This window comes from Blattabacterium cuenoti (assembly GCF_014252095.1).
GTDB lineage: Bacteria > Bacteroidota > Bacteroidia > Flavobacteriales > Blattabacteriaceae > Blattabacterium > Blattabacterium cuenoti_F.
This window is the reverse complement of sequence record NZ_CP059210.1, coordinates 1-17,103: the sequence shown is the minus strand read 5'-3', so window position 1 is coordinate 17,103 and position 17,103 is coordinate 1. Positions and strand designations below refer to the sequence as shown.

Annotated in this window: 13 protein-coding genes; 8 read left to right on the top strand and 5 right to left on the bottom strand. The window is 27.0% G+C overall.

From position 1 onward, the window contains the following. The 4 genes from H0H45_RS00065 to H0H45_RS00050 all read left to right on the top strand — a co-directional run. The coding region (locus tag H0H45_RS00065) for an OstA-like protein (RefSeq protein ID WP_185866604.1) at positions 1–1,624 on the top strand (1,624 nt) is incomplete at its 5' end. A gap of 6 nt (positions 1,625–1,630) precedes the next feature. After that, the gene (locus H0H45_RS00060; RefSeq protein WP_185866603.1) at positions 1,631–2,830 is read left to right on the top strand and encodes an aspartate aminotransferase family protein; all 1,200 of its coding nucleotides are present in this window, start codon (positions 1,631–1,633) and stop codon (positions 2,828–2,830) included. Beyond that, a complete protein-coding gene (truA, locus tag H0H45_RS00055) occupies positions 2,827–3,570 on the top strand; it encodes a tRNA pseudouridine(38-40) synthase TruA (protein WP_185866602.1) in 744 nt (247 codons plus the stop codon). The genes H0H45_RS00060 and truA overlap by 4 nt, the downstream gene beginning before the upstream one ends. Further along, positions 3,567–5,300, top strand: coding sequence for an ABC transporter ATP-binding protein (locus tag H0H45_RS00050; protein ID WP_185866601.1), 1,734 nt, complete (start codon positions 3,567–3,569; stop codon positions 5,298–5,300). The genes truA and H0H45_RS00050 overlap by 4 nt, the downstream gene beginning before the upstream one ends. Before the next feature lie 2 nt (positions 5,301–5,302). On the opposite strand, the gene H0H45_RS00045 is transcribed toward H0H45_RS00050, so the two are convergent. After that, a complete protein-coding gene (locus H0H45_RS00045; protein ID WP_238785219.1) occupies positions 5,303–6,529 on the bottom strand; it encodes a peptidylprolyl isomerase in 1,227 nt (408 codons plus the stop codon). A gap of 121 nt (positions 6,530–6,650) precedes the next feature. On the opposite strand from H0H45_RS00045, the gene lptB reads away from it, so the two are divergent. Together lptB and H0H45_RS00035 are read left to right on the top strand one after the other, a co-directional pair. After that, positions 6,651–7,388: an LPS export ABC transporter ATP-binding protein gene (gene lptB, locus H0H45_RS00040; RefSeq protein WP_185866599.1), complete on the top strand. Its 738-nt coding sequence runs from the start codon at positions 6,651–6,653 to the stop codon at positions 7,386–7,388. Further along, positions 7,385–8,014, top strand: a complete 630-nt coding sequence (locus H0H45_RS00035) for a thiamine diphosphokinase (protein ID WP_185866598.1) — start codon at positions 7,385–7,387, stop codon at positions 8,012–8,014. Before lptB ends, H0H45_RS00035 begins: the two co-directional genes overlap by 4 nt. 83 nt (positions 8,015–8,097) lie before the next feature. On the opposite strand, the gene H0H45_RS00030 is transcribed toward H0H45_RS00035, so the two are convergent. Next, entirely contained in the window at positions 8,098–9,618 is a 1,521-nt protein-coding gene (locus H0H45_RS00030) for an NAD(P)H-hydrate dehydratase (RefSeq protein ID WP_185866597.1), read from the bottom strand. 80 nt (positions 9,619–9,698) lie between these two features. Between H0H45_RS00030 and H0H45_RS00025 the strand changes: the two genes are divergently transcribed. Together H0H45_RS00025 and H0H45_RS00020 are read left to right on the top strand one after the other, a co-directional pair. Then, complete coding sequence (locus H0H45_RS00025; RefSeq protein ID WP_185866596.1) at positions 9,699–10,904, top strand: dihydrolipoamide acetyltransferase family protein; 1,206 nt, start codon at positions 9,699–9,701, stop codon at positions 10,902–10,904. Beyond that, entirely contained in the window at positions 10,901–11,398 is a 498-nt protein-coding gene (locus tag H0H45_RS00020; RefSeq protein WP_185866595.1) for an inorganic diphosphatase, read from the top strand. Before H0H45_RS00025 ends, H0H45_RS00020 begins: the two co-directional genes overlap by 4 nt. Positions 11,399–11,401: 3 nt before the next feature. On the opposite strand, the gene aspS is transcribed toward H0H45_RS00020, so the two are convergent. From aspS to nusA, 3 genes are read right to left on the bottom strand one after another with little or no spacing between them, the layout of a single operon-like run. Continuing rightward, a complete protein-coding gene (gene aspS, locus H0H45_RS00015; RefSeq protein WP_185866594.1) occupies positions 11,402–13,126 on the bottom strand; it encodes an aspartate--tRNA ligase in 1,725 nt (574 codons plus the stop codon). Between the two features lies 1 nt (position 13,127). Then, positions 13,128–15,806 (bottom strand): translation initiation factor IF-2, encoded by a 2,679-nt coding sequence (gene infB / locus H0H45_RS00010; protein ID WP_185866593.1) that lies wholly within the window; start codon positions 15,804–15,806, stop codon positions 13,128–13,130. Positions 15,807–15,852: 46 nt separating this feature from the next. Further along, complete coding sequence (gene nusA / locus H0H45_RS00005) at positions 15,853–17,103, bottom strand: transcription termination factor NusA (RefSeq protein ID WP_194295609.1); 1,251 nt, start codon at positions 17,101–17,103, stop codon at positions 15,853–15,855.

Genomic DNA, 17,103 nt, shown 5'->3' with positions numbered 1-17,103 from the left:
AAAAAAAACACAAATCAAACTAATTCATGCAGATTTTATACAAAGAAATGAAAACAACGATAAAAATGCTTTTTTTCTCATAGGGCGTGTTCATTTTCAACATAATGGATATGAACTCTTTTGTGATAGAGCTATCTATTACAAAAAAAGTAATCTATTTTCCGGATATGGAAATGTTCAATTAAAATCAGATAAAAACAAAATATTTTCTCATGAAATAGAATATAATGGAAATAGCAATAACCTGAAGGCTTTAGGAAGGGTAGTTTTAATTCAAGAAAATATAAAACTAACAGCAAATGCAATTAATTATAATTTTAGAAAAAAAATTTTTCAGGCTATCAAAAACGTTGTTTTATTTTTCAAGGAATTAAAATTATCTACCAATATTTTAGAATATAATCTGCCTCTTCAAAAAATTTCTTATAAAAAAGGCGGTTTTGTTTTTTATAAAGATTCAGCTTCTTATAGTAAGGAAGGAGATTTTTTTCCTATAAAAAAAAAAGCGAAACTAAAATTGGAAGTAAAATTAATCCTTAGTAAAAAATATACAGTATATTCCAATACCATGGAATATCTATTCCAAAAAAATAAAATAAATTTCCCTAGTCCTACTATTATAATAGAAAATAATAATAAAAATAATTTCATCTATACAAAAGAAGGATCTTTTTTATCCAAAGAAGAAATTTTTTTATCCAAAAAATATTGTAGGATTCATTACAATGGAAAAATTGTAGCAGGAGATTATTTATTTTTCGATCACAAGAAAAAATATGGATTTATCAAAAATGTCTTTTTAGAAGAGAAAGAAAAATTCTATGTAATAGGAGGTCATGGATATTTTGATTTTTTTTCCGGATTAATTTCTTTAAAAGACCATCCCGTGTCTGTAATAAAAATATCTGTAGATAATTCTATTTTTCTTTATTCTGATGCTATAAAAATATACTTCAAAAATAATTCTGCATACTTAATTAAAGTTTTTTCTGTTAAAGGTTTTTTTCTGAATGAAAATATTCAAGGAAAAAGCGACTACTTAATATATAATAAATTAGATAATTCTATTCATTTTTATGGAAATCCCGTTTTTTGGATAAATAACCAACAATTTTCTGGAGATTTTATATTTATTCATCTTAAAAAAGATTTTTTATTAGATTTTTTTAAAATTTTCAAAAATGCCTTCTACATAAAAAAAATAAATTCAAATGAATTTAATCAAATACAAGGAGAAGTTATGATAGGTACTTTTCATTCAAAAAATATTTTATCAAAAATTTTGATTCAAGGAAATGTAAAAAGTATTTTTTTTCCTTATCTTTTTCAAGATAAGGGAAATCTGAAGAAAATCATTAATAAATCTTCTTGTGGGATGATTTACGTGTATTTAGAAAAAGGAAAAAAAATAAAAAAAATTTCCTGCATAAATAATGTTAATTCAGAACTCTTTTTTTTGCAGAAGATCAATGACGAGGGGCTTTTTTTTCTTCCTAACTTTTCCTGGAAAGAAAAAGAAAAACCTAAAAATGAAAAAGATTTTATCCATAAAAAAATGGAAAAATATCGAAAAGAAAGTTTATTGGAAAAAAAAGAAATCAAAAAAATAATAAAATACAATTAAATTCTTATGAAAGAATTAGAAAATGATTTTATGCAATATCAGACTCAAGTAGTTTCTAATCCTATGAAAATTAGTGTAGATTATGCAGATGGTCATTATATTTACGGAAAAGATGGTAAAAAATATTTAGATTTTGTTGCAGGGGTTTCTGTCAATACCTTCGGACATGGAAATAAAAAAATAAAAGAAGCCATAAAAGAACAACTAGAAAAATATTTACATACTATGGTATATGGGGAATTCATACAGGAACCTTGTGTACAACTTTGTAAAAGTCTAGCAAAAAATACTCCATATCCGCTTAAGAAAACTTATTTAGTCACGTCTGGAACGGAAGCTGTAGAAGGAGCTTTGAAATTAGCTAAGGTTTATACTGGAAGAGAAGAAATCATATCTTGTAAATGGGCTTATCATGGAAGCACTCATGGATCTATGAGTATTATGGGGAATGAAAACTACAAAAGGTCTTTCAGACCTCTACTTCCCCTAATTAAATTTTTTACATTTAATAAAATAGAAGAATTATCCTCTTCCATTACAGAAAAAACAGCTTGTGTTATTCTAGAAACAATCCAATGTTCTTCTGGGGTTATATTGCCTAAAAATTCTTTTCTCAAAAAAGTAAAAAAAAAATGTGAAGAAAAAAAGGTTTTAATGATATTAGATGAAATTCAAACAGGATTTGGAAGAACAGGAAAACTTTTTGCCTTTGAACATTATGGAATAGTTCCAGATATTCTGATCATGGGAAAAGGAATGGGAGGAGGAATGCCTATAAGTGGATTTATGTCTTCTGATGAAATCATGAAATTTTTTTCTGATCATGTTCCTTTGGGTCATTTAAGTACTTTTGGAGGAAATCCGGTAGCGGCAGCAGCTTCTTTAACAACAATCAATCAACTTATTGAGTCTAATATAATGGAAGATGTTTTTTTAAAAGAAAAATGGATAAGAAAATATTTAGTTCATGATCAAATCAAAAATATTCACGGAAAAGGACTTCTTTTATCTTTGGAATTGAGAAATAAAAATTATACTCATAGAGTATTAGAGTCTTGTTTAAAAAAAGGATTAATTCTATTTCGTTTTTTATTTCATAGTAGTTCTTTGCGGATTTCCCCTCCGTTAACTATTACAGAAAAAGAAATTCAAGAAGGATGTTCTATTATTATAGAATCTTTGAACAATCTTAAAAAAAAATATTGAGATTTTTTATTGAATTATCGTATAATGGGAAATTATACCATGGATGGCAAATTCAGAGTGAAGTAAATTCTGTAGAAGGACAATTGGAATATTGTTTATCTAAATTATTCAAAACTTCTATCAATATAGTAGGAGCGGGAAGAACAGACAGAGGAGTTCATGCAAAACAAATGTTTGCGCATTTTGATTTTGAAGAAAAGATAAGTAGGAATTTTGTTAAGAAATTAAATCTTTTTTTGCCTAAATCTATTTATGTATCCAATATTTTTCCAGTTAAAAAACATATTCATGCCAGATTTCATGCGTTAAGTCGTACTTACAAATATTATTTGACAAGTGAAAAAGATCCATTTTTTCAAGATTTTTCTTGGCATTGTTTTTATCCATTAGATATTCAAAGAATGAATCTAGCTTCTCAAATTTTAATGAAATATAAAGATTTTAGTTCTTTCTGTAAGAAAGGAATGGATAACAAAAATAATATATGTGATATATATCATGCTGATTGGTCGAGAAATAAGATTCATTTCTGTTTTACTATTGAAGCTAATCGTTTTTTAAGAAATATGGTTAGATCCATAATTGGAACACTAATTGATGTAGGAAGAGGAAAAATTAGCATAAATCAATTTATAGAAATTATAGAGTTAAAAGATTCTAATTCTTATAGTAGTCCTTCCGTTCCTGCATGTGGTTTATTTATTACTAAAATTATTTATCCAGAAGACATTTTTCTATGAAAAAAAATTTAAAAAAAGAAAAATCTTCCTTAAAAAAACTTTTAGAAATTAGTTTAAATTATAAACTTATATTAATAGTTACAGTAGGTATTTCTATATTAATATCTTTTATATCTGCTTATCGTCCTAAATTGATACAAAAAGCTATAGACGTTCATATAGTTTATAAGGATTTCTTTGGACTGAAAAATATTTTAATATGGATTGTTTTACTTCTTTTCTTAGAAAGTATATTTCATTTTATTTTATTATATCTATCTAATATACTCGCCCAAAATGTTATCAAAACAATTCGAATTCAATTGTTTGAAAAATTACTACATTTCAATAATTCTTTTTTTAGTAAAACCCCAATTGGAAAATTGGTTTCTTATTCTGTTTCAGACATAGAAACTATTACTGTCATATTTAATGATGGAATCTTACTTGTATCTGGAGATGTTTTAAGAATCATGATGATCATTATTATGATGTATACAGTGCATAAAAAGTTATCCTTCATAGTTTTTTTAACAATTCCCTTTATGTACTTTATTACTCGTTTTTTTCAAAAAACATTGAAAAAAACTTTTCATGAAGAACGAGTCCAAACTTCACGTTTAAATAGTTTTTTACAAGAAAATATCATAGGGATGTCTATTATCCAACTTTTTCATAAAGAAAAAGAAGAATATTTAAAATTTAAATCTATCAATCATAGATTAATGAATGCACATTTTAAAACTATTTTTTATTTTTCTATTTTTTTTCCAATAGTAGAATTTGTATCTGCAGTTACAATAAGTATTGTCATATTTTATGGAGGATTTCATGCTATGGGAAGTGAAAATGTGAAACCTGGACAAATTATTGCTTTTATTTTTTTTATTTATCTTCTTTTTCGTCCTATGCGGCAAATAGCAGATAGATTTAACATTATACAAAGAGGAATAGCTGGTATAGAACGTATATTTTCCATATTAAACTCGGAGGATATAATTGTAAATAAGGGGAACATTCGAATAAAAAAATTAAAAGGACATATTGTATTTAATAATGTTTATTTTTCCTATATTGATGGAGAAACAGTTTTGAAAGGAATTTCTTTTGAAATAAAACCTGGAGAAAAAATAGCTATAGTGGGGTCTACAGGTTCTGGAAAATCTACCATAACACATTTAATTTCTAGATTATACGATCTAAAAAAAGGAAAAATTTTAATTGACGGACATTTGATTCAAGATATTGAACTAAAAAATCTACGATCTCATATAAGAGTAGTCACACAGGATCCCTTTTTATTTAATGATTCGATTATCAATAATATTACCTTAGGAGATTCTTCAATTAGTGTAAAAAAAATAGAAGAAATGGCAAAAAAAATAGGAATACATAGTTTTATTACATCTTTACCTCACGGATATAAATCTATTGTAAAAGAAAGAGGGGGAGTTTTATCACTTGGAGAAAAACAATTGATTGCCTTTTTAAGAGTACAAATGCATCCTTATTCTATATTGATCTTAGATGAAGCCACTGCATCTTTAAATAAAGAATTAGAAAAATTGATCTATCATGCTACAGATAGTTTAACTAAAAATAAAACTTCAATTATTATCACTCATCGTCTTTCGACGTTAGAAAATGCTGATAAAATTTTAGTGATCAACAAAGGTTTTCTTGTAGAAAAAGGTAGTCATAAAGAATTAATTCAATTAAATGGATATTATGCAGGTTTATTCAATAAGTAATCTTATTTTTTATTGTCTTGTATTGGACAAGGATATTCTATTCTTAAATAAGTTTTTTTTAACTGGTTTTTTATCCAATTTTTTATTTTTTCTTCTTGCTTTATATTCATGACTAAATTTTTTAATTGAGTATAATCTTCTTGAAAAGAAATAGGATGAGAAGGTTTACGTTTTAATAATTTTACTATGAAAAAAAATTCTTTTCCATTTACAATTTCTTTATAAGGTTTAGAAATTTCCCCATTTTTTAAATTTTTTAATGTTTTTTTCAAATTTTTTGATATTTGATTTTCTTCAACCCAAATTTTTTTCCATACAGAATGATTCACAATTTCATTATGTAATAGAGGTCTTTCATTTGAAATGGTTTCAAAAGAAATTTCATGATTGATAAGACGATTTTTAATTTCATATGCAAATGATTTAGCTCTTCGTAATTCTTCTTCCGTATATTTAGGTTGGATTAAAATGTGTCTTATGTCTATTTCTTCTCCTCTTTTTTTTTCTAATTTAACTAAATGAAAACCTAAATCTGTTTCAAAAGGTTCAGATATTTGTTTTTCTTCTAAAGAAAAAACTATCTTTTCGAATTCTTTTGATATATTTTTTTTCTTAATTCCATTAATGAGACCTCCTTTGAATGCAGAAGAATAATCTTCTGATAATAAAATAGCTTTCGTGGAAAAATCCTTATCAGAATGTATTTCATTTTTTATTTTTTTCAAAAAATTCATAATTTTTTCTCGATGTTCTTTACTGAATTTTGGAGATAAAATTATATAAGAAACACAAATTTGTTTAGGAACAATAGGAAGTTTTTCTTTTTCTTTATTGAAAAAATGTTTTACTTCTTCAGGAGTGATCTCAATATTTTCCTTTATTTTTTGATAAAACTTCTCTATATACTGATTATTTTTAATTGTTTCAGTTAATTCTTCCAAAGAGAGATTTTTTGAAGAATCACTATTAAATCCCTTTAAAAATTCTTCTTTTTTGTATTGTATTTCTTGATTATCTATTTGTAAACTCGGATCTTTTTTTGAATGATAAAGTATTAATTTATGAATTATCAAATTTTCTAATCCTTTGCAAGGGAGTATTTTTTTATTAGAATTTAAATAATGTTTTACTTCTGAATCTAAGAGGATTTCATCTCCTATGACAGCTGTTATTCCACCTATTTTTTCCAAAGTGAATGAAGAAGAAGAAACAAAAAAAATTATCAACATCGAAAAAATAAAAAAATATTCTTTCTTTAACTTAAACTTAAAAAAAATATTCCTCATATCATAAATTAAATTTGCAATTTAATAATCAAACTGATTAAAAAAAAAAAAACAATTATTAATTATGACTTTGATAACTCAAAATCTATACAAAAAGTACAAAAAAAAAAATGTAGTTCAAGACGTCTCTATTTGTTTAAATCGTGGAGAAATAGTAGGAATAATAGGTCCAAATGGAGCTGGAAAAACTACTTCTTTTTATATGATTGTAGGAATGATTCAACCTGATCAAGGAAAAATATTTCTTAATGGAGAAAATATTACTGGATATCCCATGTATAAACGCTCTAGAAAAGGAATTGGATATTTAGCACAAGAACCGTCTATTTTTAGAAAATTATCTGTAGAAGATAATATTTTATGCATATTAGAAATGCAAAAAAATTCCTATGAAGAAATAAAAATAAGAACGGAAGAACTTTTGGAAGAATTAGGACTACAGAATATCCGAAAAATACATGGATGTCTTCTCTCAGGGGGAGAACGTAGACGTACTGAAATTGCTAGATGTTTAGCTATAAATCCTACATTTATTCTTTTAGATGAACCTTTTTCTGGAATAGATCCTATAGCTATAGAAGAATTACAAAAAATTATTCTTTCTTTAAAAAAAAAAAATATTGGGATATTAATGACTGATCATAATGTTCAAGAAACTTTTCTAATAGCCGATCGTCTTTATCTCATGTTTGAAGGAAAAATTTTAAAAGATGGACCTCCTAAAAAATTGATGCAAGATCCCTTAGTAAAAAAAGTTTATTTGGGAAATTTTTTTTTAAAAATCCATAAAAAAGAAAAATGAATCATCGTTTTACAGGTCCAGAAGTAGAATTATTTCTTAATGGAAAACCGCCTGAGATTTTCTGCAAAAGAAATTTATTTTCTAAAAAAAAAATATTTGCGGTGGATGGAGCTTTTTACTATTTAAAAAAAATGGGAATACAGATAGATTCTCTTAGTGGAGATTTAGACTCTCTTTTAAAAAAAGATATTCCTTTAGAAATAGATTTTTTTGAAACGAATGATCAAAATTCTACTGATTTTGACAAAGCTTTGAAAATCATACATCATCAAGGTTTTTTGAATGTGAATGTTTGGGGAGCTAGTGGAAAAGAACAAGATCATTTTTTGGGAAATCTATCTACAGCTTTGAAATATAAAAGAAAATTATCTTTAATTTTTCATGATGATTACCATTCTTATTTTTTTTCTGAAAAAAGACATGTCTTTTTTCAGAAAAAAAATAAGAAGATATCTCTCTTTCCATTTCCAAAAGTAGAAGGACTCCTTACTCATGGTCTAAAATATCCAATCAATAAGGAATTACTAAAAATAGGTAAACGAATAGGAATTAGAAATGAAGCTATAGAAAACCCAATAGAGATAAGTTATCAAAAGGGAGAATTATTAATTTTCATAGAAAAATAATTGAAATACAACAAATTTTTACGTTCATCATAACCTTATTCTATGACATTGATTTTGAAGTCTGGATAAAGAATAACATCAATCTATAACCTTTTTATCTTTTGATAAGATTTTCCTATATAATTTAGAAGATCTCCAGCTATTAGAGATTCTTCATTTAATTCTATAGAAGCTAAATCTCCGGATAATCCATGTAAATAGACTCCCATAAGACAAGAATCTTTTGGAGAGTATCCTTGAGCCAATAAACCTGTAATTATTCCGGTAAGAACATCTCCACTACCTGCAGTGGACATTCCTGGATTTCCGGTACTATTAAAATACAGGTCTCCATTTGGAGTAGCAATGACTGTATGTGCTCCTTTTAATATAAGATAAAAATTATGTTTTTTTGCTAACTTTTTTAAATTAGCCAATTTTTGATAATCGTTTTTCCATGGGCCATATAATCTATGAAATTCTTTGGGGTGTGGAGTAAGAATAGTATTTCTCGGAATAAAATTTAATATATTTAATTTATCGGATAGAATATTTATAGCATCGGCATCTATGACCATGGGGGGAGAATTTTTTTTCTTAAGAAAAAAAGATTCTAAAGCATATGCGGTTATAGGATTCTTTCCCATTCCCATTCCTATTCCTATAGCATTAAAAGAAGAAATATTGTTAGGGATGTGACTGATAAAATCATCTCTTAAATCTGTATGAACTATTGCTTCCGGGATAATGGTTTGGATAATTTGATATCCACAACGTGGGATATATACACTTAATTTTCCTATTCCAATTCGAAAACTTCCTTTTGCAGAAAGAACCATAGACCCAATCATTCCATAATGTCCTCCAATAAGAAGTCCATGACCAAAATTTCCTTTATGGGAAAATTTTTTTCTTCTTTTATATATGGATCGGATACATTTTTTATCTAAATAAAAGTTTTTTACAGGAATATTATTTGTATATTTCTCTTTCCATCCAATATTCAATAAATCCCATTTTCCAACATAATCCGCATAGTCTGGAAAAAAAAGAGGTAATTTTGGAACTTGAAAAGTTAATGTATAATCAGCTCTAATAATAACTTCCAAATCTTCTCGTTTTTTTTCCATAAAAATTCCAGAAGGAATATCTATAGAAATAACAGATGTAAATTTTTTATCATTGATAAAATGAAAAAATGATTTCCAATATTTATTTATAGAACGGTTCATTCCTATTCCAAAAATAGCATCAATAAGTATACTATTTCTATTTAGAAAGGGAAATGGATCACCTTCCTTAATTTCTTTCAATTCAATTCCATATTTGAATATCTTATTTTTATTTATAACAAATTCTGGAGATAAATGATTAGAAATATCAAGTATATATACATTTATATCCACTCCATGTTGAGATAACATTCTAGACAATGCTAGACCATCTCCTCCATTTTTTCCATTTCCTGCTAAAACGATCACTTTGTGAAGTGTATGGAAATGATTCCTTATCCAATAAAAACAACTTTTTGCTGCTCTTTCCATTAATTCTATAGAAGAAATATCTTCGTTATCAATACAATATTGATCTATCTTTTTAATTTGATTTAATGAAAGAATTTTCATTTTTTAAAATGAATTTATTATTTTTGATTTGTTTATTTATTTAACAAAAATAATATAAAACGATAAATTTAGATATTTAGATGGCCGAGTATAATTTGACCCTTCCAGAAATGGGGGAAAGTATAGCTGAGGCTACGATTATTCGTTGGTTAAAAAAAGAAGGAGATTCTATAAAAAAAGAAGATATTTTAGTGGAGATTGCTACGGATAAGGTAGATTCTGAAATTTCTTCTCCTGTAAATGGAATATTGAAAAAAAAATTGTTTTCTGCAAATGAAGTGGCAAAGATAGGAAGTTCTATAGCGATTTTAGAAACAGAAGAAAAATTCAAAACATTTTCTGAAGAGGATGTTTATGCAGAAAAAAAATATCCATGGAAACGTTTCTATTCTCCTCTTGTACGTACTATTGCTCAGAGAGAAGGAATTAGTTTATCTGAATTAAATACTATAGAAGGTACCGGATATAAAAATCGTGTAACCAAAAAGGACATCCTTAAATATCTTCATTTAAAGAAAAGAACTAGAATCATATCTTCTAATTATGCATGTTTATCTTCCTATAGCAGTCAGAATCATGAGGAAATCGTAGAAATGGATAGAATACGTAAGATTACGGCTTCTCATATGATTGAAAGTAAAAACATATCTGCACATGTGACTTCATTTGTGGAAGCAGACGTGACAAATATTGTTAAATGGAGAGATAAAATCAAGGATTCTTTTCAGAAGAATACAGGAGAAAAATTAACTTTAATGTCCGTTTTTGTAGAATGTGTAGTGAAAGCTATAAAAGATCTTCCTATGATCAATATTTCTGTTAATGGAACTCACATTATAAAAAAGAGAAATATTCATATAGGATTAGCTACGGCATTACCTAATGGTAATTTGATTGTTCCTGTGATTAAACATGCAGATTCCTATAGTTTAGGAGGATTAATAAAAATTATTAATGATTTAATCAAAAGAGCTAGATCTAATCAATTAAAACCTGAAGAAACTCAAGGAGGGACTTATACAATCAGTAATATTGGAAGTTTTGGAAATCTATTTGGAACTCCTATTATCTATCAACCACAAGTGGCTATTATGGCAATAGGTTTAATTCAAAAAAAATTATCTATCATAGAAACTCCAGAGGGAGATTTTATTGGAATAAGACATAAAATTTATTTATCTCATTCTTATGATCATAGAGTCATCGATGGAGTTTTGGGAGGAGGTTTTGCTAAAAAAGTAGCCTTATATTTAGAAAAATTTAATTGTTATACAAACATAATATGAAAATAAGTTTTGATGTATTAATAGAAATTCCTAAAGGAAGTAGAAATAAATATGAATTTGATAAGAAAAATAATCTAATTCGTTTAGATAGAGTTTTATATTCTCCTATGAGTTATCCAACAGATTATGGTTTTATTCCAAAAACCCTATCAAAAGATGGAGATCCATTAGATGTCTTAGTGTTCTTAACAGAACCTACAATACCAGGTTGTTTAATTACAGTAAAACCCATTGGGATTTTTTTTATGACTGATGAAAAAGGCGAAGATGAAAAAATTATCTGTGTTCCTATTGCTGATCCAAACTATAATACAATTAACAACATTGATGAAATATCATTGCATGTGAAAAAAGAAATTGAACATTTTTTTCTCGTTTATAAAGATCTAGAAAATAAGAAAGTAAAAATTGGAGATTGGAAAAATCAAAAAGAAGCTATTTCTGTTTATAAAGAATCTTATTTGAGGTATAAAAATTTTTGCACGAAGGGATAAATTTTATAAACGTAATTCTTTTAATTTTTCCTTTTTTAAAAAATAAGGAGTGTTTACCATTGTATCTATTCCAGAATTATTTTTTGGAAAGGCAATAAAATCTTTAATATTTTCTTTTCCTTCTAAAATAGCTATTAATCTATCTAATCCAAAAGCAATTCCCCCATGAGGTGGAGCCCCATATTCAAAAGCTTTAGTTAAAAAACCAAATTCTGATTCTATGTTTTTTATAGAAAAACCTAAATGTTTAAAGATTGCATCTTGTATTTTTTTATCATGAACACGTATAGAACCTCCTCCAATTTCCATTCCATTAATGATCAATTCGTAGGATTTAGAACGAATATATCCTGGATTTTTCTTATTCAATAAATGAATATCCTCTTTTATTGGACTAGTAAAAGGATGATGGAATGATTTATATCGTTTGGATTCTTCATCCCATTCTAAAAGCGGTAAATCTGTAATCCATACAGGTTTAAAGACTTGAGGATTTTTTAAATTTAAATGATGAGCCATTTCTATACGTAATTTACTTAGTTTCGTTCTTGTTTTTCTTTTTTTTCCAAAAATGATAAACAGTAAATCACCAGGTTTGGCTTTAAAACGTTTTATGAGTTGGATTAAATTTTCATGACTTAATAATTCTTTTGAAGAAATAATTGTCTTATCCGTAAAGAATTTTATCCAAAAAATTTCTTCAGGATTTATTTTTGGTTCTCTTATCCCTTCTATAATGGAATAAATTTGATTACATGTATAATGACTACATTTTTGTACGTTTATTCCTATTGTTAATTCCTTTTTTTTCAAAAATTCAATTCCTTTTTTTTGTGCCCAATCATTGAGTTTCACAAATTTCATTCCAAAACGCAAATCAGGAGAATCTGTTCCGTATAAATCCATGGAATCAGAATAAGAAATGTATGTAAAAGATTCTAATTCAATATTTTTTATTTTTTTAAATAGATGTTGGATAAAATTTTCAAAAAAAATTAAAATGTCATGAACATCTACAAAAGCCATCTCACAATCTATTTGCGTAAATTCTATTTGACGATCTGAACGAGCATCTTCATCTCGAAAACATTTTGCTATTTGAAAATATTTATCTATACCTCCTATCATCAATAATTGTTTGAATAATTGAGGAGATTGAGGTAAGGCGTAAAACATTCCGGAATGTATCCTAGACGGAACAACAAAACTTCTGGCTCCTTCCGGAGTTTGATTTATTAATACAGGAGTTTCTATTTCTAGAAATTCTTTTTTAGAAAGAAAATTTCGTATTTCTAGAGAAATATTATGACGAAGGATTAAATTATTTTTTATAGGATTTCTTCGAATATCAAGGTATCTATATTTCATCCTATTTTCTTCATCTCCATCTGTTTGATCTTCTATAAGAAAAGGAAGAGGAATAGAAGAATTCAATATTTCTAGTTTAGAAACTAAAACTTCTATTTCCCCTGTAGGGATCTTTTGATTTATAGATTTTCTTTTGACTACTTCTCCACTGATTTTAATGACGAATTCTTTTCTTAATTCTATTTTTTTGATGAACTTTTTTGAAAAAATAAGTTGTATGATGCCAAAAAAATCTCTAAGATCTATAAAAATTAAAGAACCTAAATTTCTTATTTTTTGAATCCATCCAGATAAAATTACTCTTTTTCCAATATCCTTTTTACACAATTCTCCGCAATGATGTGTTCTGTAATAGTGCATTTCAATCCTTTTTGTGATTTTTAGTAGATAATTCTTCATAAGCTTCTACAAGATCTCCAGGTCTAAGATTATGGTAATTTTTGATCCCAAATCCACATTCATATCCTTTAGAAACTTCTTTCACATCTTCTTTAAAACGTTTCAAAGAAGTAAATTCTCCATTATGAATGACAATCCCTTCTCTAATTAATCTTACTTTTGCTTGACGTAATAATTTTCCTTCTACTACCATACATCCAGCTATCGTCCCAGCTTTTGGAATTTTAAATATTTCTCTTATTTCTGCATTTCCTAATATTTTTTCTTTTATTTCAGGGGATAGCATTCCATCCATTGCTTCTTTTATATCATTGATCACATCATATATAATTGAATAAGTACGTATTTCTATATCCTCTTTTTTAGCTATATTTTTAGCTCCATGATTAGGACGAACATTAAATCCTATAATAATCGCATCAGAAGCACTAGCTAATAAAACATCAGACTCTGTTATTTGACCAACTCCTTTATATATAATATTTACCATAATGGTATTTATGGATAATTTTTGAAGTGCATCAGCTAGAGCTTCAACGGATCCATCTACATCTCCCTTAAGAATTATTTTGAGTTCTTTAAAATCTCCTAGTGCTATACGTCTACCTATTTCATCTAAAGTCAAATGCTTTTGAGCTCGTATGTTTTGTTCTCTTTGTAATTGTTCTCTTCTGGAAGCAAGCTGTTTAGCTTCTTTTTCATCTTTAAAAACTTTGAATTTATCTCCAGCGGTAGGAACTCCATTTAATCCAAGTATGGTAATCGGCTTAGAAGGCCCTGCTAATGAAATGGATTTTCCTCGTTCATCTAAAATACTTTTTACTTTTCCATGATGGATTCCTGCTAATACATAATCTCCCAATTTTAAGGTTCCACCTTGTAAAAGCATAGTTGTTACATAACCTCTACCTTTATCTAAAGAGGCTTCTATTACTGTACCTACAGCAGGCTTATTTGGATTGGCTTTTAAATCTAGTAGTTCAGCTACTAAAAGAACTTTTTCTAATAATTTATCCACTCCTGTTCCTAATTTTGCGGATATTTCTTGAGAAGGATATTTTCCTCCCCATTCTTCAACTAATAAATTTAAATTAGCTAATTGTTCTCGAATTTTTTCAGGTTTTGAATTGATCTTATCTATTTTATTAATCACAAATATAATAGGAACATTTGCTGCTTGAGCATGACTAATCGCTTCTTTTGTTTGAGGCATTACTTGATCATCCGCTGAAATGACGATGAGAGCAATATCCGTGATCTGTGCTCCTCTTGCACGCATTGCTGTAAAAGCTTCATGACCTGGAGTATCTAAAAAAGTAATACTTTGATGATTAGGACATTCTACACTATAAGCGGCTATATGTTGAGTAATTCCACCAGCTTCTCCAGCAATTACATTAGTATTTCTAATATAATCTAATAAAGAAGTTTTTCCATGATCCACATGTCCCATCACAGTAATAATAGGAGGTCTTGGTTTTAGATTTTCTTCTAAATCCTCATCATCTTGTACTGCTTCTTCTAAATCTAAACCAACAAATTCTACATTATATCCAAATTCATCTGCCACTAGTGTTAGAATCTCTGCATCCAATCGTTGATTCATGGTGACCATAATACCTAAAGACATACAGGAGACAATCACATCCGTTGCATTGACATTCATCATAGATGCTAATTCATTGACGGTTGTAAATTCAGCTATTTTAAGAATTTTATCTTGTTTTTTATTTTCTATTTCACTTTGTAGAATCCTTTTTTCTTTTTTAGATTGACGTTTTTCTTTTCTAATTTTTGAAGCTTTGGATTTTATTCCTTTTGAGGAAAGTTTTTCTAGAGTTTCTTTAATTTGTTTTTCAATTTGTTCATCTGAAATTCCTGATTTTTGAAAATTTTTCTTATTTTTATTTTGATCTGTATTCTTATAGAAAGAATGTTTAAAAGAATTTCTTCTATTTTTATCCTGTTTTTTTTTCGTAGAAGTATTCTTTATATCCTCGACAACAATTTCTTTCTTAATTCTTTTGCGTTTTTTTTTCGTGTTATTTTCTTGTTTTGTTCTTTTTTTTTCAAATTGAGATAAATCAATCCTATCTCCTGTTAACATGACTCCATCTAGTTTTTGGTAAATAGTATCTATGTGTTCAGGTTTATCTTTATGTTGAATAGATTTTTCTGTTTTTTTATCTACAAAATATTTGATATTTTTTTCTTTTATCGATTTTATAAAAGGCTTTATTTCTTTATCCTTTTTTTTTTCTTGAATTTTAGCATATTCTTTGGTTTCATGTGGATTTTCTAATGTATCAATATTTATTTTTCCTATTTTTTTAAATTCAATTAAATTTTCTGATTTTGCACGAATAATTTGAGGAGAATGTTTTGATTTTAATAATTCTTCTTTTATTTTTTCCTTTTCTATTCTTTTTTGTAAAAAAGCTTTTTCTGAAGCATCTCGTATTTCTTTATAAGTCTGAAATTCTCTAACTAGAAATTTGTAAACTTTTTCTTCTATTTTTGCATTAGGGTTATTTTCTATTTCAATTCCTTTTTTTTGTAAAAAATTAACGACTCTCTGCAAAGAAATATTGAATTTAGTTAATACTGTTTTTAATCTGATTTTATTATTTTTATCAGTCATAAGAAAAGAAATAAAAATTTAGGTAAAAAAAATCATATATATATATTTAATTATTATATATTTCCTCCTCAAATTCTTTTTTTAAAATTGAAACCACTTTATTTATAATTTTTTCTTCCAAATTTGTACGTTTACTTAGATCGTGATTTCTGTAATTTAAAACAGATTTTGCAGTAGTTAAACCAACTTTGTGAAATTTTTCGAGAACTTCCGGTTCTATCTCATCAGAAAATTCTGTTAATTCCACGTCATCTTCATAAGGAAAATCTCTAAATATGTGTATCTTATATCCAGTTAATTGACTAGCTAATCGAATGTTTTGTCCACCTCTTCCAATTGCTTTAGATATTTCTTCCAATTTTACATATACATTTACATATTTATGTTCTTCATTCACTTCCATCATAGAAACTTTAGCAGGATTTAGCGCTCTTGTTATATATAATTGGACATTATTAGTGTAATTGATAACGTCTATATTTTCGTTTTTTAATTCTCTTACAATAGGATGAATCCTAGATCCTTTCATCCCTACACAAGCTCCAACTGGATCTATACGATCATCATAGGATTCCACGGAAACTTTAGCTTTTTCTCCAGGAATACGTGCTACTTTTTTTACTGTAATTAAACCTTCAGATACTTCTGGAATCTCTAATTTAAAAAGTTCTTCTAGAAAAGAATCATCTTTTCTGGTAAGAATGGCTAAAGGTTTATTGTCTTTCCAATCCACTCTTTTTACTAATGCTCTCACAGGATCTCCTTTTCGAAAAAAATCGTTTGGAATTTGTTCTTGTTTAGGCAAAACCATTTCATTTTGTTCTTCATCTCTCATAATAATTTGCTTAGGTAAAAGATGATATACTTCTACATTAATAATTTCCCCAATTTTATTCTTGAATTTTTTATAGGTATTAGTATTGTCGTATTCATTTATTTTTGAAAGCAAGTTTTGTCTCAAAGATAAAATAGCTCTTCTTCCAAGGGATTTAAGTTCCACTTTTTCCGTGACTTCTTCTCCTATTTCAAAATCTATTTCTATTTTACGTGCTGTAGATAATTCTATCTCCTTATTAACATCTTTCACAGTTCCATCTTGAACTACTATACGATTCCTCCATATTTCTAAATCTCCTTGATCTGGATTGACAATAATATCATAATTTTTAGAAGAATCGTATTTTTTTCTTAATACACATCGTATAGATTCTTCTAAAATAGCCATTAGACTTTCTCTATCTATGTTTTTTTCATCTTTAAAAACTGAAAAAGAATCTATTAAAGCTTCATTATCCAT